The sequence below is a fragment of the Thioalkalivibrio sp. ALE22 genome (assembly GCF_000381445.1).
Lineage (GTDB): Bacteria > Pseudomonadota > Gammaproteobacteria > Ectothiorhodospirales > Ectothiorhodospiraceae > Thioalkalivibrio.
The window spans coordinates 23,218-41,781 of sequence record NZ_KB906513.1 but is presented as its reverse complement, the minus strand read 5'-3'; the positions used below and the strand labels follow the sequence as shown (position 1 = coordinate 41,781).

At 68.7% G+C, this 18,564-nt stretch carries 16 protein-coding genes and 1 tRNA gene; 1 reads left to right on the top strand and 16 read right to left on the bottom strand.

All coding sequences use genetic code 11. From position 1 onward, the window contains the following. Nucleotides 1–131: 131 nt before the first annotated feature. From F793_RS0112475 to rnr, 14 genes are all read right to left on the bottom strand, one after another. Nucleotides 132–986 carry a ferritin-like domain-containing protein gene (locus F793_RS0112475; protein WP_026280913.1) on the bottom strand — a complete coding sequence of 285 codons (855 nt, stop codon included), beginning with the start codon at nt 984–986 and terminating at the stop codon, nt 132–134. An 18-nt stretch (nt 987–1,004) separates the two neighbouring features. Beyond that, entirely contained in the window at nt 1,005–3,509 is a 2,505-nt protein-coding gene (locus F793_RS0112470; RefSeq protein ID WP_018882787.1) for a heavy metal translocating P-type ATPase, read from the bottom strand. Between the two features lie 11 nt (nt 3,510–3,520). Continuing rightward, entirely contained in the window at nt 3,521–3,652 is a 132-nt protein-coding gene (locus tag F793_RS14235; protein WP_017940982.1) for a hypothetical protein, read from the bottom strand. Between the two features lie 108 nt (nt 3,653–3,760). After that, entirely contained in the window at nt 3,761–4,117 is a 357-nt protein-coding gene (locus F793_RS14185; RefSeq protein ID WP_019558711.1) for a hypothetical protein, read from the bottom strand. A 96-nt stretch (nt 4,118–4,213) separates the two neighbouring features. Beyond that, nucleotides 4,214–5,686 carry a cardiolipin synthase gene (cls, locus tag F793_RS0112455; RefSeq protein WP_018882789.1) on the bottom strand — a complete coding sequence of 491 codons (1,473 nt, stop codon included), beginning with the start codon at nt 5,684–5,686 and terminating at the stop codon, nt 4,214–4,216. Between the two features lie 27 nt (nt 5,687–5,713). After that, nucleotides 5,714–6,904 (bottom strand): O-succinylhomoserine sulfhydrylase, encoded by a 1,191-nt coding sequence (locus tag F793_RS0112450; protein WP_018882790.1) that lies wholly within the window; start codon nt 6,902–6,904, stop codon nt 5,714–5,716. A 40-nt stretch (nt 6,905–6,944) separates the two neighbouring features. Further along, nucleotides 6,945–8,054, bottom strand: a complete 1,110-nt coding sequence (gene alr, locus F793_RS0112445; protein WP_018882791.1) for an alanine racemase — start codon at nt 8,052–8,054, stop codon at nt 6,945–6,947. Between the two features lie 8 nt (nt 8,055–8,062). Further along, nucleotides 8,063–9,427, bottom strand: coding sequence for a replicative DNA helicase (gene dnaB / locus F793_RS0112440; RefSeq protein ID WP_018867241.1), 1,365 nt, complete (start codon nt 9,425–9,427; stop codon nt 8,063–8,065). Between the two features lie 79 nt (nt 9,428–9,506). After that, nucleotides 9,507–9,956 (bottom strand): 50S ribosomal protein L9, encoded by a 450-nt coding sequence (rplI, locus tag F793_RS0112435; protein ID WP_018867240.1) that lies wholly within the window; start codon nt 9,954–9,956, stop codon nt 9,507–9,509. 67 nt (nt 9,957–10,023) lie between these two features. After that, entirely contained in the window at nt 10,024–10,959 is a 936-nt protein-coding gene (locus F793_RS0112430; RefSeq protein ID WP_018878326.1) for a hypothetical protein, read from the bottom strand. 31 nt (nt 10,960–10,990) lie between these two features. Continuing rightward, nucleotides 10,991–11,215 carry a 30S ribosomal protein S18 gene (rpsR, locus tag F793_RS0112425; RefSeq protein WP_018867238.1) on the bottom strand — a complete coding sequence of 75 codons (225 nt, stop codon included), beginning with the start codon at nt 11,213–11,215 and terminating at the stop codon, nt 10,991–10,993. A gap of 42 nt (nt 11,216–11,257) precedes the next feature. Continuing rightward, complete coding sequence (gene rpsF / locus F793_RS0112420; RefSeq protein WP_018882792.1) at nt 11,258–11,662, bottom strand: 30S ribosomal protein S6; 405 nt, start codon at nt 11,660–11,662, stop codon at nt 11,258–11,260. 149 nt (nt 11,663–11,811) lie between these two features. Next, nucleotides 11,812–12,579 (bottom strand): 23S rRNA (guanosine(2251)-2'-O)-methyltransferase RlmB, encoded by a 768-nt coding sequence (rlmB, locus tag F793_RS0112415; protein WP_018867236.1) that lies wholly within the window; start codon nt 12,577–12,579, stop codon nt 11,812–11,814. A gap of 103 nt (nt 12,580–12,682) precedes the next feature. After that, complete coding sequence (rnr, locus tag F793_RS0112410) at nt 12,683–15,304, bottom strand: ribonuclease R (protein ID WP_018882793.1); 2,622 nt, start codon at nt 15,302–15,304, stop codon at nt 12,683–12,685. Between the two features lie 378 nt (nt 15,305–15,682). On the opposite strand from rnr, the gene F793_RS0112405 reads away from it, so the two are divergent. Next, nucleotides 15,683–15,769, top strand: a tRNA-Leu gene (locus tag F793_RS0112405). Nucleotides 15,770–16,031: 262 nt separating this feature from the next. Here F793_RS0112405 and F793_RS0112400 read toward each other — a convergent pair. Together F793_RS0112400 and F793_RS0112395 are read right to left on the bottom strand one after the other, a co-directional pair. After that, nucleotides 16,032–17,333, bottom strand: a complete 1,302-nt coding sequence (locus tag F793_RS0112400; RefSeq protein WP_018877083.1) for an adenylosuccinate synthase — start codon at nt 17,331–17,333, stop codon at nt 16,032–16,034. Further along, complete coding sequence (locus F793_RS0112395) at nt 17,333–18,517, bottom strand: ATP phosphoribosyltransferase regulatory subunit (RefSeq protein WP_018882794.1); 1,185 nt, start codon at nt 18,515–18,517, stop codon at nt 17,333–17,335. Before F793_RS0112395 ends, F793_RS0112400 begins: the two co-directional genes overlap by 1 nt. Nucleotides 18,518–18,564: the final 47 nt, after the last annotated feature.

Here is an 18,564-nt window from a genome sequence, read left to right as displayed (position 1 = left end):
ACTTCTTTGCACGAGCAAAGAAGTCACTCGGGGCGCGCTGGCGAGTCAGCGCCAGGCAGTATGCGGACCGAAGGCACCGTAAACACGCGAGGCCGAACCAGGACCAGCCACCACGAGGCAGGCGGTCGGGGCTATGCCGACGGTTCGGTGGTGGCCTGGGCCGCCAGTTGCGCCATCTCGGAGTCGGTGAAGCCGGCGGCGCGGCGTGCCTCGTGGGCGAAGGGCGGGCGTACTCGGCCCGGCATGTACTCGGCCAGCAGCTCGAGGAACAGCGGCTCGGGATCGAGCCCCCGTGCATGGGCCAGCTCCCGGAACCAGCGCGTGCCGATCGCCACGTGAGCGACCTCCTCGCGCTGGATGATCTCGAGAAGCGACACGGTGGCGTGATCGCCCGCCGCCGTCAGGCGCTCGATCATGCCGGGGGTCACGTCCAGCCCGCGCGCCTCCAGCACGCGCGGCACCAGAGCCATGCGGATCATCACGTCGTGGTCGGTCGCGAGTGCGGCCTCCCACAGCCCGTTGTGGGCCGGCAGGTCGCCGTAGTCCGCCCCCAGCTCGTGGAGCCGCGCGCGCAGCAGCCGGAAATGACGCGCCTCCTCGGCCGCCACCTGCAGCCAGTCGCTGACGAACGGCGCCGGCATGTCGCGAAAGCGATAGACGGCGTCCAGCGCCAGATTGATCGCGTTGAACTCGATATGCGCGACCGCGTGCACCAGCGCCACCCGCCCGGCCGTGGTGTGCAGCCCGCGCCGAGGAAGATCCTTCGGGTGCACCAGCACGGGGTGTTCGGGCCGCCCCGGTACCTCCATGCGTTCCGGTGCCGGGGCACTCCCGGCCTCCAGCTCGCCCGCCCACCAACCGCGTATGAGCTCCAGCGCCCGCTCGCACTTGGTCTCCGGGTCCCGCTCGCGCAACGCGGCCTCGGCCGCGCGATAAACGACCGGGGACTCCGGCGCGGATTCAGGATTCGGGTTCGATGCTTGCATGCGGCACAGGATACCCGCTCAACGCTCGCCAGTCGGCATGCTGCGGCGCAGCAGGATGGAGTTGCCGATGACCGACAGCGAGCTGGCGGTCATGGCGATCACGCCGATCATCGGGTGCAGCAGGCCGACGGCGGCGATGGGGATGGCGGCGGTGTTGTAGCCCCAGGCCCAGAACAGGTTCTGGACGATCTTGCGGAAGGTCAGGCGCGAGAGCTGTACGGCCTCGACGACCTTGGTCAGCTCGCCGCGCACCAGGGTCACGTCGGCGGCCTCGATGGCCACGTCCGCGCCGGCGCCGATGGCGATGCCGACGTTTGCCTGCTGCAGGGCCGGGGCATCATTGATGCCGTCACCCACCATCGCCACGTGGTCGCCGTACTCGGCCTGCAGTTCGCGGATCGCCTCGACCTTGCCCTCCGGCAGCACGCCGGCTCGGACCTCGTCGATCCCCACCTGCGCGGCCACGGCCTTCGCGGTGCGCTCGTTGTCACCGGTGACCATCACGCAGCGGATGCCGAGGGCATGCAGCTGTTCGATGGCGCTCTGCGACTCTTCCTTGAGGGTGTCGGCGACCGCGACGATGCCGGCCGGTCGATCGCCGATGGCCACCAGCATCGCGGTCTTCCCGGCATCTTCGAACTGCCGCAGCGATTCCAGCAGGCCGGACGGATCCAGGCCCTGCTCCTCCAGCAGCCGCTGGCTGCCGACCAGGACGCGCTCCCCGTCGAGGCGGGCCTCCACCCCGCGCGCGGTGTGCGACTGGAACTGTTCGACCTCGGCGACCGCCAGCTCCCGATCGCGCGCACCCTGCACAATGGCCTCGGCCAGCGGATGCGCAGAACCAGCCTCCACGGCCGCGGCCGCGCGCAGCACACGAGCGTCATCGAAGCCCTCGGCGGCGACCACGTCGGTCAGTGCCGGCTGCCCGCGGGTGAGGGTCCCGGTCTTGTCGAGCACGATCACGCGGATGTCCTTCAGCGTCTGGATCGCGGAGCCCGAGCGGATCAGGACGCCGCGTTCGGCCCCCATGCCGGAACCGACCATCAGGGCGGTGGGTGTGGCCAGCCCCAGCGCGCAGGGGCAGGCGATGACCAGCACGGCGATCGCCGCGAGGATCGCCAGTACCAGCGGGGGACGTTCGGAATCCACCCACGGCAGAAACCCCTCGCCCCAGATCAGGATCGGCTGCAGCGCCCCGGAGAACGCCAGCCAGGCCGCAAACGCCGCCAGCGCAATCACCAGCACCGCCGGCACGAACCGCGCGGTGATGCTGTCCGCCAGCTCCTGCACCGGCACCCGCGAACCCTGCGCCTCGTTCACCAGACGGATCACCTGCGACAGGAAAGTGTCGGCCCCCACACGGGTCGCGCGCACCTTCAGCCGCCCCTGCTGGTTCAGGGTCGCACCGAGCACGGTATCGCCCTCAGCCTTGTCCACCGGCACCGACTCGCCGGTGGCGATGGATTCGTCCACGGTGCTCTCGCCGGCAACCACCTCGCCATCGGTGGGGATCTTCTCGCCCGGGCGCACGATCATCACCTCGCCCACCTGCAGCGATTTCACCGGCACCTCGATCTCTTCGCCGTCGCGTTCCACCCGGGCCGACTTCGCGCCCAGATCCAGCAGCTTGCGGATCGCAGAGGAGGCCTCGCCCTTGGCGCGGTACTCCAGGTAGCGCCCGAGCATGTGGAAGGCCATGATGGTCGCGGCCATCTCGATGAACGAGGTCATCGGGTAGACAAAGCCGATCAGCCCCAGCAGATAGGGCGGCAGCGAGCCCATGGAGATCAGCACGTCCATGTTCAGACTGCCGCTTTTCAGCGCGCGCCAGGACGAACGGTGGGTGGCCGCACCCCCGGCCATGAACACCACCGGGAACGCCAGCACGGCGATGATCAGCAGATAGCCGGGGATCTCCTGCCAGAACATGTGCGGCATCATCAGCACCATGATCGCGATGGTCGGGATCATCGCGATCCACAGCCGGCGCCAGGCCTGCTTCAGATAGGCCGCGTCAATCTCGGCATCGTCCGCCTCGCTGCCGGCCTCCTCGGTCTCCAACGCCGCCACGTCATAGCCGGCCCCCTCGACCGCGGCGCGCAGGGCCTCGGCGTCGGGGCCACCGGGACCGGGTTCTATGGTCACACGGTGATCACCGATGTTGGTGCGCACCGCCTGGATGCCCTCCAGCTTCTCGATCGCACCCCGCACGATCCCCGCGCAGTGGTCCGACCCCATGCCGGGTACCACCAGACGCACCGTACCGGCGGCGCCCGTTTCGCCCTCGACTTGGGCGACGTCGTAGCCAGCCCCCTCGACCGCGGCCCGCAACCCCTGCGGGCCCACCTGCTCGGGGTCGTATCCCACGGTCACCCGGTGGCGGGCGATATTGGTCCCCACCGAGGCCACGCCGGGGGTCTTCTCCAGCGCCGCGCGCACGATCCCCGCGCAGTGGTCCGACCCCATGCCGGGGACGATCACCACCGCCTCGCGGGTGTCCGCTGGCCTCGCTTCCGTCGTCATCGCGCGACTCCTCAGCGATTGCCGAACAGGTACTTGATCAGGGCGGCGATCCCGAGGATCAGCAGCACCAGGACGAGCAGCCCGATCAGGCCCCCGCCAAGACCCATACCGCCCATCCAGCCAAAACCTTGTTCATTCATCATGATGTAGTCCTCCCCGGGACAGAGTGAAAGACGCAAAGCGCGGTAATGCGCAGTGCGTGGGTGATGCGCGATCACCCGGGGCCGGGTGGAACCCCGGCCAGGGAGGAATCAGAGGGGTGGGCGCAGATCCGGTGCCGCGGGGGTACCGGGGCCCATGGCGACGGGAAGGGAAACCAAAACGGGCGCGGCCGCCGTGACCGGCGTGCCGGCGGGTGAAGGCAAACCCGAGACCCCGCAGACGCCACAGACCGCGCAGGGCATCTCGCAGGCCGAGGGCTCGGCCGGGATCACGAAGTCTGCAGACAAGGACTCCGACGGCGATCCGGCTGCCTCACCCGCGCAGTGGTCCGCCGCAGTCATGCGGTCCGCGGCATCCCCGTGCATCATCCCGGCACCAGCGATCGGCGCCAGCAACAGAGCGGCGACGATCAGCAGGTTCAGCAAATGGTGCAGGGCTCGCGACACGGGCCGGCCTCGAAAAGGTATTCTGCCCGCAAGTCTAGCACTGGCGCTGCGCCTGCACATGACACAGATCAAGCCTGCCGGTCACTGCCTTGAAGCCTACAGCACCGGCGCCAGCAGATAGGCGGCCCGCGCGGCCACGCGGCGCCACAGCGGCAGGTCGTCTACGTCCTGCCGGGTCATCTCGCGCGAGCGGGCGAAATCCGCCTCGAACATGCGCGCGGTCTCGTGGGCAAACCCCGGATCCATCACCAGCGCGGTGACCTCGAAATTCAGCCGGAACGAGCGGTTGTCCAGGTTCACGGTCCCCACCGCCGCGCCCATGTCGTCCACCACGAAGGCCTTGCCGTGCAGGAAGCCCTCCTGATAGCGGTAGACACGCACGCCGGCATCCAGCAGCGGCCCCAGAAAGGCATAGGCCGCATGCGTGGTCAACGGGTTGTCGGTGACCTCGGGGATCAGCACACGTACATCGACGCCACTGAGCGCGGCCAGCTTGAGCATGCCCTGCACGCCCTCGTCCGGCACGAAGTACGGGCTCGCGATCCAGATACGCCGATCAGCCGCATGGATAACCTGTTGCATCATCAGGCTGGCGGTCTCGAATTCGTCCGCCGGGCCGGAGGGCAGGATCAGCACCGGGACGCCGTCGTCCGCCATGATCGCCGGCTTCCATTCCAGCTCCGGGATGTCTTCGGTCGCCCAGTGCCAGTCCTCCAGGAACACCGACTGCAGCGCGAGGGCGGATGGCCCCTCGATACGCAGGTGGGTATCGCGCCAGGGTCCGGTCTTCGGGTCCCGCCCTAGATACTCGTCCCCCACGTTCAGGCCGCCCACCCAGCCCTGTTCGCCATCGGCGACCATGATCTTGCGGTGATTGCGGAAGTTCAGCTGAAAGCGATTGCCCCGCCCGCGGGTCGAGTGGAAGTGCTGCACATGGACGCCCGCGTCGCGCATGGCGTCCAGATAGCTGCCGGGCAGGCGGTAGCTGCCGATCTCGTCGTACAGGAAGTAGACCTCGACCCCGTCCTGCGCCCGCTCCACCAGCCGTCGCTTAAGTTCGCGCCCGATCTCGTCATCGCGCACGATATAGAACTGCACCAGCAGGTAGCGCTCGGCCTGCTCGATCCCCTGAAAGATACTGTCGAAGGTCGCCTCGCCATCCACTAGCAGCTCGACCTCGTTACCGTGGAGAAACGGCCAGCGGGCGAGCCGCTGCACCCCGTCCAGGTGCTTGCTCGGCTCTTGCGCGATGTACTGGTGGGACCACAGCTCCTCTGTCTTCGGCTGCAGGGCCCGCGCCAGAGCGGAGTCTTCGTCACGGCGCGCGACCACGTAGCCGCGAAACTCGCTGGCGCCGAATACCCAGTAGGCCGGCACGGCCACATAGGGAACGGTGTTGAGCGACACGATCCAGGCCACCGCGCCCTGCGGCGTCCGCGTGGACATCAGCGCATCCAGCGACGACAGGAACCCCAGCAGGTGGAAGCCAATAACGACCGTCAGCAGTACGCGCCAGCGCGGACGCCGGCGCGGCTTCGGATGGACATCACCGGATGCGGGTCTGGACATATCCGTGCGGTCGACCCGGGAGCCGCGTCAGAGCGCGTCGAGCCCGCGGGCCAGGTCGCGCTGGATGTCGGCGACCGCCTCCAGCCCCACGGCGACCCGCACCAGGGCCTCGGTAATGCCCTGGGCCTCGCGCCTGTCCGGGTCCACGCGGCCGTGGGTAGTGGTGGCCGGATGGGTGATGGTGGTCTTGGTATCGCCCAGATTTGCGGTGATCGACAGGAATTTCGTGGCGTCAATCACCGACCAGGCGGCCTCACGCCCGCCGGCGACCTCGAAACTCAGCACCCCGCCGAAGCCGCTTTGCTGGCGCTTCGCGATTGCGTGCTGCGGGTGGGACTCGAGCCCCGGGTAATGCACGGCGGTGACCTTCGGGTGGGCCTGCAGCCACTGCGCCAGGGCCAGGGCGTTCTCGCTGTGGGCGCGCATGCGCAGGGCCAGGGTCTCCAGCCCCTTCAGGAACACCCAGGCGTTGAACGGCGACAGCGTCGGCCCGGCGGTGCGCAGGAAGCCGTAGACATCCTTGCCGACGCGCTCGGCGTCGCCGACCACCGCGCCGCCCAGACAGCGGCCCTGGCCGTCGAGAAACTTGGTCGCCGAGTGGATGATGATGTCGGCGCCCAGATCCAGCGGGCGCTGCAGGATCGGCGTGCAGAAGCAGTTGTCCACCGCGAGCAGGGCGTCGTGCCGATGCGCGATCTCCGCCAGCGCGGCAATGTCCACCACCTCGCCCAGCGGGTTGGACGGCGTCTCGCAGAAATACAACCGGGTATTCGGCTGGGTGGCGGCCTCCCAGGCCTCGAGGTTCGACAGCTCGACGTAGGTGACCTCCACGCCGAAACGCGCGAGGTAGTTGTTGAACAGCACCGTGGTCGTGCCAAACACCGAGCGCGAGCAGACCACGTGATCGCCAGCCTTCAGCAGCCCCATCATGGTCGCGAGGATCGCCGACATCCCGGAGGCGGTGGCCACGCAGGCCTCGCCCCCCTCCAGCGCGGCCAGCCGGTCCTGGAAGGTACGCACGGTCGGGTTGGTGAAGCGCGAGTAGATGTTGCCGGGCGACTCCCCGCCGAAGCGCGCGGCGGCCTCCGCGGCCGAGCCGAATACGAAGCTGGAGGTCGGGAAGATCGCCTCGGAGTGCTCGCCCTCGGGCGTACGCTGGTAACCGTGCCGGATGGCTACAGTCTGCGGGTCGTAATCAGCGGGGTCGAAATCGGTCATCGGGGCATCCTTGGCTGCGGGATGCCACAGTGTACCGGGCTCAGTGCGCCGGCTGCAGGCGATCCGCCACGCGGGTCAACAGCTCGTAGCTGATGGTGCCAGCCGCGCGCGCGACCCGCTCCACCGGGAGCCCCTCGCCCCACAGTGTCACCTGGTCGCCAACCTGCGCGGCAGGCACCTCGGTCAGATCCACCGCCAGCATGTCCATGGAGACGCGCCCGATCAGCGGGCAGATCCGGTCACCGACCCGCACCGGCGTGCCCGACGGGGCATGCCGCGGATAGCCGTCGGCATAGCCCATCGCGACGATCCCGGCGCGACCCGGTCGATCGGCCGTCCAGGTGGCGCCATAACCCACGCGGCTGCCCGGCTCCAGCTGCTGGGTCGCGATGACCGGGGCCTGAACCGTCATCGCCGGGCGCAGCTCGCCCTCCGGCCCCTCGGGCGGACGATCCGCCGGCGCGGAGGCCGGGTGTGCCCCGTAGAGCATGATGCCGGGCCGCGCCCAGTAGTCGCCGGGCGCGGCCCCCTCACCGCCCGAGCCCCAGCCGGCGAACAATGCAGCGGAGTTAGCCACGCTGCGGTATCCCGGCCACGCCCCGACGGCGCCGGCAAAGCATTCCAGTTGGTGAGTATTCTGCGGGTGGCCGGGCGTGTCGGCGCAGGCCAGGTGTGTCATCCAGTGCAGCCCCTGCTGCCCGTGCCCGGCGGCCTGGAGGCGCATCGCCACCTCGCCCGCCTGGCGCGGCTCGAAGCCCAGGCGGTTCATGCCGGTGTTCAGCTTGACCCAGACCTCGGGGAGGCGGATGCCAGAGGCATCCAGATGATCGAGCTGAGCCGGGTCATGCAGGATCGGCTGCAGGGCGAACTCGGCACAGGCGCGTGCGTCGCTGGCATCGTGCGGACCCTGCAGGACCAGCACCGGACCGTCGAAGCCGGCCGCGCGCAGCGCCCGGGCCTCGCCGACCTGGGAGACGGCGAGCCCGTCGCTGGCCGCCGCCAGGGCCTCGGCGGCCCATAGCAGCCCATGGCCGTAGCCCTCGGCCTTGATCACCGACCACATCGGGACACCGGGCGCCAGGCGTCGCGCCACGGCCAGGTTGTGCCGCAGGGCCTCGGGGTCGAGCTGGATGGTCGCCGCTCGCTTCACGTCCCGGGTCAGGCCTCGTGGCCGATCTCGCCGTAGACGTCGGGGGCGTAGTTCTCGAAACGGGTGAACTGCCCGCGGAAGGTCAGGCGCACGGTGCCGATGGGGCCGTTACGCTGCTTGGCAATGATGATCTCCGCCGTGCCCTTGTCCGGCGACTCGTCGTTGTAGACCTCGTCGCGATACACGAAGGCGATGATATCCGCGTCCTGCTCGATGGCCCCGGACTCGCGCAGATCGGACATCACCGGGCGCTTGTTCGGGCGCTGTTCCAGCGAGCGGTTGAGCTGCGACAGCGCGATCATCGGGACACTCAGTTCCTTCGCCAGGGCCTTCAGCCCGCGCGAGATCTCGGAGATCTCGTGGGCCCGGCTCTCGCCACTGCCGGGAAACTGCATCAACTGCAGGTAGTCGACGACGATCAGACCCAGCCCCTTGTGTTCGCGCATCAGGCGGCGGGTGCGCGCCCGCAGTTCGGTGGGCGACAGCGCCGGTGTGTCGTCGATGAACAGGGGCGCCTCGGAGAGCATCTGCACCGCGCTCGTCAGACGCGGCCAGTCGCCGTCCTCCAGACGCCCGGAGCGCAGCTTCTGCTGGTTGATCCGGCCCATGGAGGACAGCAGGCGCATGGCCAGCTGCTCGCCGGGCATCTCCATGGAGAAGATCGCGACCGGCTCGGAGTTCTTCATCGCCACGTACTCGGCGATGTTCATCGCGAACGAGGTCTTGCCCATGGACGGACGCCCGGCGACGATCACCAGATCGCCCGGGTTCAGTCCGGAGGTCAGGGCATCCAGATCCTGATAGCCGGTGGCCACCCCGGTAATCGGGTTCTGGCTTTCGTAGAGGTACTCGATCTGGTCGACCGCCGCGGTCAGCAGCGGCTTCATCCCGCGAAAACCCTGGGCCCCGCGCGCGCCCTGCTCGGCGATGCGGAACACCTTCTGCTCCGCCACGTCCAGCAGTTCCTTGGAGTCGCGGCCCTCGGGGGTATAGGCCGAATCGGCGATCTCGGTGCCCACCGAGATCAGCGACCGCAGGATGGAGCGCTCGCGGACGATATCGGCGTAGGCCACGATGTTCGCGGCACTGGGGGTTTCCGCTGCCAGGCGGCCGAGATAGGCCATGCCCCCCGCGGATTCCAGCTCCGCGGTACGGTCCAGCTGCTCCGACACGGTGACCATGTCGAACGGGGCATTGCGATCCGCCAGCGTGGACACCGCCCGGAAGATCAGGCGGTGGTCGTGGCGATAGAAGTCTTCTGCGGTAATGCGGTCCGCCACCCGGTCCCAGGCGGCGTTATCCAGCATCAGGCCTCCGAGGACTGCCTGTTCGGCCTCCTCGGAATGCGGGGGGACCCGCGGATTCGGGGTCATGGGCGAGTTCATGCGACGAACCCGCCCACCTGCCGGGTATCAGCGACCCGGTGGGGCCACCCTCCCGACATCCGACGGATCACTCTTCGCCGATCACAACGACGCGAATGTCCACATCCACGTCCGAGTGCAGGTGCAGCCCGACCTCGAATTCGCCGGCGGTACGCAGCGGGCCTTCCGGCATGCGCACTTCCTTCTTCTCGACTTCGGTGCCCTTGGCGCTCAGCGCGTCGGCGATGTCCGCCGGGCCGATGGAGCCGAACAGCTTGCCTTCGCCACCGGCCTTCGCGGTGATCTCGAGCACAGTGCCGTCCAGCTTTTCCTTGCGCGCCTCAGCAGCGGCGAGGGCCTCGGCGGCGGCCTTCTCCAGTTCGGCGCGACGCGCCTCGAACTCGGCGATGTTCTCGGCGGTGGCGAACGTGGCCTTGCCCTGCGGCAGCAGATAGTTGCGCGCGAAACCGGGACGCACGTTGACACGGTCACCCAGGGTGCCGAGGTTATCGATCTTTTCCAGCAGAATGACTTCCATCTTTGTATTCCTGTAACGTTTGATCAGCCCCCGAAGGGGCGCATTCTACACCGGTCTCGGACCGGTCTCACGGATTGTTGTCGCCGCCCTGCCCACCCGATGCGGAGCCGGGGCCCAGCCGCGAGCGGATGTCCGCCCAGGCGTCGATGACGCCGATGGTGGCGAGCAGCAGGAACATCTGCGGCATCGCCAGCGCCAGCAGGACGTACATCCCCACCAGCCAGAAGCTGCTCATGCCCTGACGGAAGGTCAGCGCGTGCATCAGCGCGATCCCCTGCAGGAAGAACAGCACCGCGAGGATGAACGCCAGTTCGGTCGCCAGCGGCACCGGGCCCAGATGGCCGATCCCCGCCAGCAGCAGCGTGGCCGCGCTTGTGGCGCGCCCGAACTGCAGTGCCCGAAACTCCTCGCCGAACGCCCCCGGGTTGTACAGCAGCGCCTGCCAGTAGCGACCCAGGAGCACCGAGAGCGTGAGGCTCAGCAGCAGGATCCCGGCAAACAGCCCGGTCAGGTACGGGGCGGCGCGGCGCAACGCCGCCTCGAGTTCCTGCGGACCGGTCTCGCTACCTTCGACCAGGGGCCCCAGCAGTCTCATCCCGGCCTCGGCCCAGGTGGACTCGAGATCCGGGACGAGCATATGGACGGCCAGCACCCCGAACCCGGCGACCCCGGCGGCGGCCTGCAGCGTGCTGCGCCACGAGACGGTCCGTCGCAGCAGCTCCGCCAGCAGCGCCACCGGCGCCCATTGCACCACCCCGGCCACCACCCCCGCGAACAGCGGGGCCTCGGGCATCAGGGCAAACATTGCGACCCCGAGCACGAGCGCGGACAGCGCGATCACCAGCAGTGCCTGCCCGAGGCCGATGCGCAGCCCGACCAGGGCGACCAGCGCGCTGCCAAGCAGCGCCACCGGCGGCAGAAACAGCCCCGCCACACCAAAACCGGAGACCGCGCCCACGGCGCGGCCCCGGCTCTTCATCGCGAATTCGGCCAGTGCGCGCATGGCGACGGCCCCCGGCGAACCGGTACGAGACTTAGTGGTTGTCGCTGTACGGCAGCAGGGCGAGGAAGCGCGCGCGCTTCACGGCGGTGGCCAGCTGACGCTGGTACTTCGCGCTGGTGCCGGTCACTCGGCTGGGGACGATCTTGCCGGTCTCGGTAATAAAACCCTTGAGCAGGTTCAGGTCCTTGTAATCGATGTAATCGATGCCTTCGGCGGTGAACTTGCAGTACTTGCGGCGACGCGGAAAACGGGCCATCTCAACTCTCCTTCAAAAATTCGGTCAACGAACGGGCGGGACTTATTCGGCAGCGGTCGAATCATCGGAGGCGGACTCGCCGCCCTCGTCGTCACGCTCGCGGCGACGGCCCTTGGAGCCTTCCTCTTCCTGGCCCTTGGCCAGCGGGGAGGTCTCGGTCACTGCCTCTTCCATGCGCATCGCCAGGTGGCGCAGCACGGCATCGTTGAACCGGAAGGCGCTGGCGAGCTCTTCCATCGCCTCTTCCGAGGCCTCGATGTTCATGAGCACGTAGTGGGCCTTCACCAGCTTCTGGATCGGGTAGGCCAGCTGACGGCGGCCCCAGTCTTCCAGGCGATGGATCTTGCCTTCGTGGCCTTCGACCAGGCCCTTGTAGCGCTCGATCATCGCCGGGACCTGCTCGCTCTGGTCCGGGTGGACCAGGAATACAACTTCGTAGTGACGCATCGGGAACTCCTTGCGGGTATCAGCCTCCCGTCCACGCGGTGAGGCAAGGGTTCGACCCCGCGGGCGCGCCCGCGGGGCAGAAAGGCGCGATACGATAACCGAAGCGGGCGACAACAACAAGCGACGAACAGGCCAGGCGGCCGACGCCCTCAGTCCGGCGCGCCGGCCTGGCGCTGGCGCACCGCCTCGAACAGGGTTACCCCGGTGGCCACGGAGACATTGAGGCTCTCCACCGTCCCGTGCATGGGCAAGGCGGCCAGGTGGTCGCAGGCCTCCCGGGTGAGCCGGCGCAGGCCCTCGCCCTCGGCCCCCATCACGATCGCGGTCGGCGGGCGCAGGTCCAGCGCGTAGAGGCTTTCCCCGGCCTCGCCCGCGAGGCCGACGGTCCACATACCGGCCTGCTTGAGCGAGGCGAGCGTCCGCGCGAGATTTCCGACCGTTACCACCGGCACGGTTTCGGCCGCGCCCGAGGCCACCTTGATGGCCGCCGGGGTCAGGGCGGCGCTGTGGTGGCGCGGCATGATCACCGCGCCGGCCCCCGCCGCATCGGCGGTGCGCAGGCAGGCGCCGAGGTTGTGGGGGTCGGTCACCCCGTCGAGAATCAGCACGAGGTCCAGACCATCGCGCACCCGCTGGATCAGGGTCTTTTCATCCACCACCGGACGCGGGGTGCAGTGGACGATCACGCCCTGGTTCTGGAACCCCGGATGCTGCTGATCCAGTCGCTCGCGGCCCACCCGCTCCACCGCGAGACCGCAGGCGCGGGCACGATGCAGCAGGCGCTCCAGAGCGGGCTCGACCGGGTCGGTCGCGAGCTGCAGGCGCTTCACCCGTTCCGGGGCACGCTCCAATACCGCCGCCACCGCATGAATACCGCCGAAGGTCTCCGCGCGGCTACCCTTGCCACCCTTGCTCACCGCCTCCCTCCACGGGACACAACCGGCGGCGAACCCGCCGCGCGCTTGCGCGGGGATGCCGCGCCTCGCGATGGATGGCCCTGCGCACTCACCGGACGGTACCTCAGGACGAGGAGGGACGCCGGCGACGGCTGCGGCGACGGCCGGAACCTGCGGGCTTCTTGCCTGCCCCCTGGGCTTGCGGCTCCGACTCGACGATGGTGTTGCCGTCCTTGTCGGCCTCCGGTCGCGGCGGCGGGACCGCCTCGTTGCCGGGTTCCGGGGCATCGGGAATACCCTCGTCAGGGTCGGACACCGGGGCCGCCTCGTTCCCCGGCTCGGGGGCCGGGTCCGGGGTCGTGTCACCGGAGGCCGAACCACGGCGGCGACCGCCGCGACGGCGACGCTTCTTCTTCGGTGCCGGGGCCTCGTCGTCGGCGGCGGGGGCCTCCGGCTTGGCCGGAGTTGGTTCCACCGCGGCCTCGGCCGGGGCGGTCTCGGCATCCTTGCGGCGCTTGCTGCGGCGGCTGCGCTTCTTCGGTGGCGCGTCCGTCGGCTTCGGCTTGCCCGGTTCCCCGGCCAGCGCGAGGTCGATCTTGCGATCATCCAGACTCACCCGGGCCACCTGCACCTGCAGTTCGTCCCCAATACGGAACACCCGTCCGCCGCGCTCGCCGGTCAGGGTGTGACGGGTCGGGTCGAAGTGGTAGAAGTCATTGTCCAGGCTGGTCACGTGGACCAGGCCCTCGATGTAGACATCCTTGATCTCGACGAACAGGCCGAACCCGGTTACGCCGGAGACCACGCCGGTGAAGGTCTCCCCGACCTTGTCCTGCATGTACTCGGCCTTCAGCCAGGCCTCGGCATCGCGGGTGGCATCGTCGGCGCGCCGCTCCGCCATCGAGCAGTGCTCGCCCAGCGATTCCATGTCGCTGTGCGAATACGGGAACGCCTTGCCACTGCCCTTGCGCAGCACATGACGAATGCCACGATGCACCAGCAGGTCGGGATAGCGCCGGATCGGCGAGGTAAAGTGCGCGTAGTCGTCCAGCGCCAGACCAAAGTGCCCGTCCAGTTCCGGGGCGTACACCGCCTGGCTCAGCGAGCGCAGCAGCACCGTCTGGATCAGCTGCTGGTCCGAGCGCTGGCGGGCGGCCTTCAGCACGGCGGTGTAGTCGGCCGGTGTGGGTTCGGCCCCGCCGCCCAGGCTCAGGCCCGCGCCATTCAGGAACTCGCGCAGCTCCTCGACCTTCTCCGCCGGTGGCTGGTCGTGGATACGATAAAGCGCCGGCACCTTGTGCTTCTTCAGGAACCGCGCCGCCGCGACGTTCGCCATGATCATGCATTCCTCGACCAGGCGATGGGCATCGTTGCGCTCGGTCGGGACGATCTGCTCGATCTTGCGGTCCTCGCCGAATACGATTTTGGTCTCGGTGGTGTCGAAGTCGATCGCGCCGCGGCGATTGCGGGCTGCGTGCAGGGACTTGAAGACCTTGTGCAGGGTCTCCAGATGCGGCATCACATGGGCGTTCTGCTCGCGCAGGGCCGTGTCGCCGTCGAGCATCGCCGCAACATCGTCGTAGATCAGACGCGCGTGCGAGCGGATCAGGCCCTCGTGGAAGCGATAGCTCTTCAGTGCCCCGCGCGCGCCGATCTCCATCTCGCAGACCATGCTCAACCGATCCACCTTCGGGTTCAGCGAGCACAGGCCGTTGGACAGGGCCTCCGGCAGCATCGGGATCACGTTGTCGGGGAAGTACACCGAGGTGCCGCGGGTGCGGGCCTCGCGGTCCAGGGCCGCATCGCGCTCGACATAATGGGACACGTCGGCGATCGCGACCCACAGGCGCCAGCCCTTGCCCTCCGGCTCGCAGTACAGGGCGTCGTCGAAGTCGCGGGCATCACTGCCATCGATGGTGACAAACGGCTTCTCGCGCAGATCCAGACGGCCCTTCTTGTCCTTCTCGGCAACCTCGGCACCCAGTGCGTCGGCGGCGGCCGTGACCTCGTCCGGCCACTCGTGCGGCAGGCCATGGGCACGGATCGCGATGTCGATCTCCATGCCCGGGGCCATGTGTTCGCCCAGGACCTCCAGCACATCGCCCTTCAGGCGCGCGGTGCGCGAGGCGGATTCGCGGATACGCACCACCACGATCTGGTCGTCCTGCGCCTCGCCCAGGCCGTCCGGCGGCACCAGGATGTCGTGGGTAATCCGCTTGTTGTCCGGGGTCAGGACACCGACCCCGTCCTCGATCTTCAGGCGCCCGACCACCTGGGTGGTGTTGCGCTCGAGGACCTCCACGATCCCGCCTTCACGGCGGCCGCGGCGATCCACGCCCATGACCCGGGCCAGCGCCCGGTCGCCATGGAATACGCCGCGCATCTGCTTGGGCGACAGGAACAGATCGTCGTCCTGCTCGTCCGGCACCAGGAAGCCGAAGCCGTCCGGATGCCCGATCACACGGCCGCGGATCAGATCTTCCTGGTTGACCGGCAGATAGGCCCCTCGGCGATTGCAAAGGGCCTGGCCGTCGCGCTCCATCGCCTTCAGGCGGCGGCGCAGGGCCTCGAGGCGATCGTCATCGTCGATCTGCAGCCGCTCCGCGATCTCGTCGTAGGACAGCGGATTGTCGGCTTCCTGCAGGAGCCCGAGGATGAACTCGCGGCTGGGGATGGGGTTGTCGTACTTCTGCGCCTCGCGCTCGAAGTTGGGATCGGCGGGGGTCTTGCGACGTTGTCTTGGCATTCAGTGAACTCTGTGGATGTTGCAATGGGCAGCCCTTCGCCGGGAACCGGCCGGGCGCGCAAGGGAAACGCTGATTCAGGTGCCCGCTCCCGCTCGAGCCGCTTTCCAGCGTGCGATCAAGGCGCGGTGAGTGCAGTGTAGCGGAGCGACACCAGCGGACCGCAACACCAGCGGGTACATGAATCGGCGCTTCCCGAAGCGCCCATTATGAGGCATGCAGAATTTTGTTGCGCAGCGCGGCTTCGCGCCGGCCCGCCGGCGCCCGTCCCGGACGGCGAATTTCGGCCCCCGGGGCGTTGACAGCCTCGCGGGCGCGCACTATATTGCGCGCTCCTGAAGCGCAGGACACTCGGTTTTCACCGCTGTGTCGTCCCTCGTGCCGAGGTGGCGGAATTGGTAGACGCGCTAGCTTCAGGTGCTAGTGGGGGTAACCCCGTGGAGGTTCAAGTCCTCTCCTCGGCACCATTTTTCTGCTTCAACACACTCCCTGAACCACCCCGTAACGCGCGGCATCCACATGGATGGCGTGGATTTTTTCGTGGGCGCTGCCTTCGCGGGCGCGGCCCGTGGAGCATTCACCCGGGCCATTCGCATGCCACATAGGCAAACCTCGACGCCGCTTCATACACACGCGTCATGCGCACCCGCGTGCACAGGCACCGGACCCGCGGGCCGGGGCATCACCGAAGCCCGCGCTTGCTGACGCCCCGACCGTCCGGGCGGGATATCAGCTGTCGAACGGGTCGCGCAGCACCAGGGTTTCGTCGCGATCCGGGCCGGTGGAGACCATATCCACCGGGACCCCGACGACCTCGCTCAGCCGCTCCAGATAGGCGCGCGCATTCGCCGGCAGCTTCGCGTACTCGCGGATCCCGACCGTGGACTCCGCCCAGCCCGGCATCTCTTCGTAGATCGGGGTGCAGGCCGCATAGGCCTCGGCCCCGGAGGGCGGCACCTCGCGGCGCTCGCCACCACAGTCATAGCCGACACAGATCTGCACACTCTCCAGCCCGTCCAGCACATCCAGCTTGGTCATGCACAGGCCGCTGATCGTGTTCACCTGGACCGCCCGCTTCAGCGCGACCGCGTCAAACCAGCCGCAGCGCCGCGCACGCCCGGTGGTCGAGCCGAATTCGTTGCCCTGGCGCGCAAGGTGCTCGCCCATGTTGTCGAACAGCTCGGTGGGGAACGGCCCTGCCCCCACGCGCGTGGTATAGGCCTTGGTAATCCCCAGCACGTAGTCGATGTCCCGCGGGCCCACCCCGGAGCCGGTGGAGGCGCCCCCCGCGGTGGTGTTCGACGAGGTCACAAACGGATACGTGCCGTGGTCGATGTCCAGCAGCGTGCCCTGGGCGCCCTCGAACATCACGTCCTTGCCCTGCTCGCGCAGCGCGTGCAGTCGCCCGGCCACGTCCGTGACCATCGGCTGCAGTCGTTCGGCGTGCGCCAGGCACTGCTCCAGCACTTCCTGCTGATCGACGGTCGGCGCCTTGAAGTAGTGCTTCAGCGCAAAGTTGTGATAGTCCATCACCTCGCCCAGTTTGGCCGCCAGGCGTTCGCGGTGGAACAGGTCGTCCAGACGCAGGCCGCGACGCGCCACCTTGTCCTCGTAGGCCGGCCCGATGCCGCGCCCGGTCGTCCCGATGGCCGCCTTGCCGCGTGCCTTCTCGCGCGCATGGTCCAGTGCCACGTGGTAGGGCAGGATCAGCTGGCAGGCATCCGACAGACGCAGGCGGTCGGCGACCGGCACCCCCTTGGCCTCCAGCTCCTCCATCTCCGTGATCAGGGCCTCGGGCGAGAGCACCACCCCGTTGCCGATCATGCATTCCACGCCTTCGCGCAGGATGCCGGACGGGATCAGGTGCAGAACGGTCTTCTCGCCGCCGATCACCAGGGTATGGCCGGCATTGTGCCCGCCCTGGAACCGAACCACCGCGGCCGCATCCTCGGTCAGACGATCGACGATCTTGCCCTTGCCCTCGTCCCCCCACTGGCTGCCCAGCACGACTACAAAACGTCCCATCGTCATCAATGCTCCACTACCGTCCATTCGCCGTCGCGCTGCTCCAGACGCGCGCCGGCGGGTGATTCATTGTCCTGGCCATCCAGCTCGCGCACCACGCGCACCCCGCGTGCGCGCAGGTCCGCGATCGCGGCCTCCAGGGCCGCATCGCCGCTGGCCGGCGCACGCACGCTTTCCCGGGTCGGGGCCGCCACTCCGCCTTCGCGACGCACGAAGGCGCGCAGATCGGTACTGAACCCGGTCGCCGCCCGCGCCCGGCCGAATACCCGCCCGATGTCGTTATACCGCCCCCCACGGGCGATGGCCTGTCCGGAACCCGGGACGAAAGCGGCGAACACCAGCCCCGTGTGATAGGCGTAGCCGCGCAGTTCCGCAAGGTCCAGGTGCAGGTCCAGCCCCGGCTCGCCCGCCTCGAGGCGCGCGACCACGGCCTGCAGGTGATCCAGCGCCGCCTGAACCTCCGCCGGCGCGCCGTCCAGGGCCCGGCGGGCCTCGTCCAGTACCGTGGCGTCCCCGTTGAGATCAACCAGCGCCCGCAGGCGCGCGCAGGCGACCGGGTCCATGCCGGAGGCCTGCCAGGCCGCCAGGGTCTCGTCGATCTCGGGCACGCTCTTGCGCTGGAGCTGGTCAAAGAAGTCCTGCTCCTGGCTCTCGTCGAGGCCGGCGTCGCGCGCCAGGGCGCGATAGATCCCGACATGGCCGAGATCCATGCTCGGGCGGTCCACGCCGCAGACGGTCAGGGTGGCCAGCATCAGACGGATGATCTCGAGATCGCTGTCGATCCCGTCGTGGCCAAACAACTCGGCACCCGCCTGCAAGGGACTGCGCGAGCCGGACCATTCGTCCGCGCGGGTACGCAGGGCGGTACCCACGTAGCACAGGCGATTCGGCCCCTGCACCCGCAGGCGATGCGCGTCGATACGTGCCACCTGCGGGGTCAGGTCCGCGCGCACACCCATCATGCGCCCGGTGAGCTGATCGGTGAGCTTGAAGGTCTGCAGATCAAGGGCATGCCCGGCCCCGGTCAGGAGGGATTCCAGATACTCGGCCAGGGGCGGCATCACGAGGTCGTAGCCCCAGGTGTCGAACTGGTCCAGCACGCGGCGCCGGAGCGCCTCGAGACGCCGCGCGGCATCCGGCAGGGCCTCCTCCAGGCCGTCCGGCAGCAACCAGCGGTTGATATCGGTCATGTCATCCCTGTCCTTGTCCTGTCATCCACCACGCCCGGCCCGCCGTC

What these genes read in the sequence shown, in the direction of transcription:
- F793_RS0112395 (WP_018882794.1), bottom strand. Translation starts at nt 18,517, where the DNA reads ATGACCGATATCAACCGCTGGTTGCTGCCGGACGGCCTGGAGGAGGCC.
- F793_RS0112430 (WP_018878326.1), bottom strand. Translation starts at nt 10,959, where the DNA reads ATGCGCGCACTGGCCGAATTCGCGATGAAGAGCCGGGGCCGCGCCGTG.
- cls (WP_018882789.1), bottom strand. Translation starts at nt 5,686, where the DNA reads ATGTCCAGACCCGCATCCGGTGATGTCCATCCGAAGCCGCGCCGGCGT.
- F793_RS0112450 (WP_018882790.1), bottom strand. Translation starts at nt 6,904, where the DNA reads ATGACCGATTTCGACCCCGCTGATTACGACCCGCAGACTGTAGCCATC.
- F793_RS14235 (WP_017940982.1), bottom strand. Translation starts at nt 3,652, where the DNA reads ATGATGAATGAACAAGGTTTTGGCTGGATGGGCGGTATGGGTCTTGGC.
- F793_RS0112400 (WP_018877083.1), bottom strand. Translation starts at nt 17,333, where the DNA reads ATGACGATGGGACGTTTTGTAGTCGTGCTGGGCAGCCAGTGGGGGGAC.
- rpsF (WP_018882792.1), bottom strand. Translation starts at nt 11,662, where the DNA reads ATGCGTCACTACGAAGTTGTATTCCTGGTCCACCCGGACCAGAGCGAG.
- rnr (WP_018882793.1), bottom strand. Translation starts at nt 15,304, where the DNA reads ATGCCAAGACAACGTCGCAAGACCCCCGCCGATCCCAACTTCGAGCGC.
- F793_RS0112475 (WP_026280913.1), bottom strand. Translation starts at nt 986, where the DNA reads ATGCAAGCATCGAACCCGAATCCTGAATCCGCGCCGGAGTCCCCGGTC.
- dnaB (WP_018867241.1), bottom strand. Translation starts at nt 9,427, where the DNA reads ATGACCCCGAATCCGCGGGTCCCCCCGCATTCCGAGGAGGCCGAACAG.
- rpsR (WP_018867238.1), bottom strand. Translation starts at nt 11,215, where the DNA reads ATGGCCCGTTTTCCGCGTCGCCGCAAGTACTGCAAGTTCACCGCCGAA.
- F793_RS0112470 (WP_018882787.1), bottom strand. Translation starts at nt 3,509, where the DNA reads ATGACGACGGAAGCGAGGCCAGCGGACACCCGCGAGGCGGTGGTGATC.
- rplI (WP_018867240.1), bottom strand. Translation starts at nt 9,956, where the DNA reads ATGGAAGTCATTCTGCTGGAAAAGATCGATAACCTCGGCACCCTGGGT.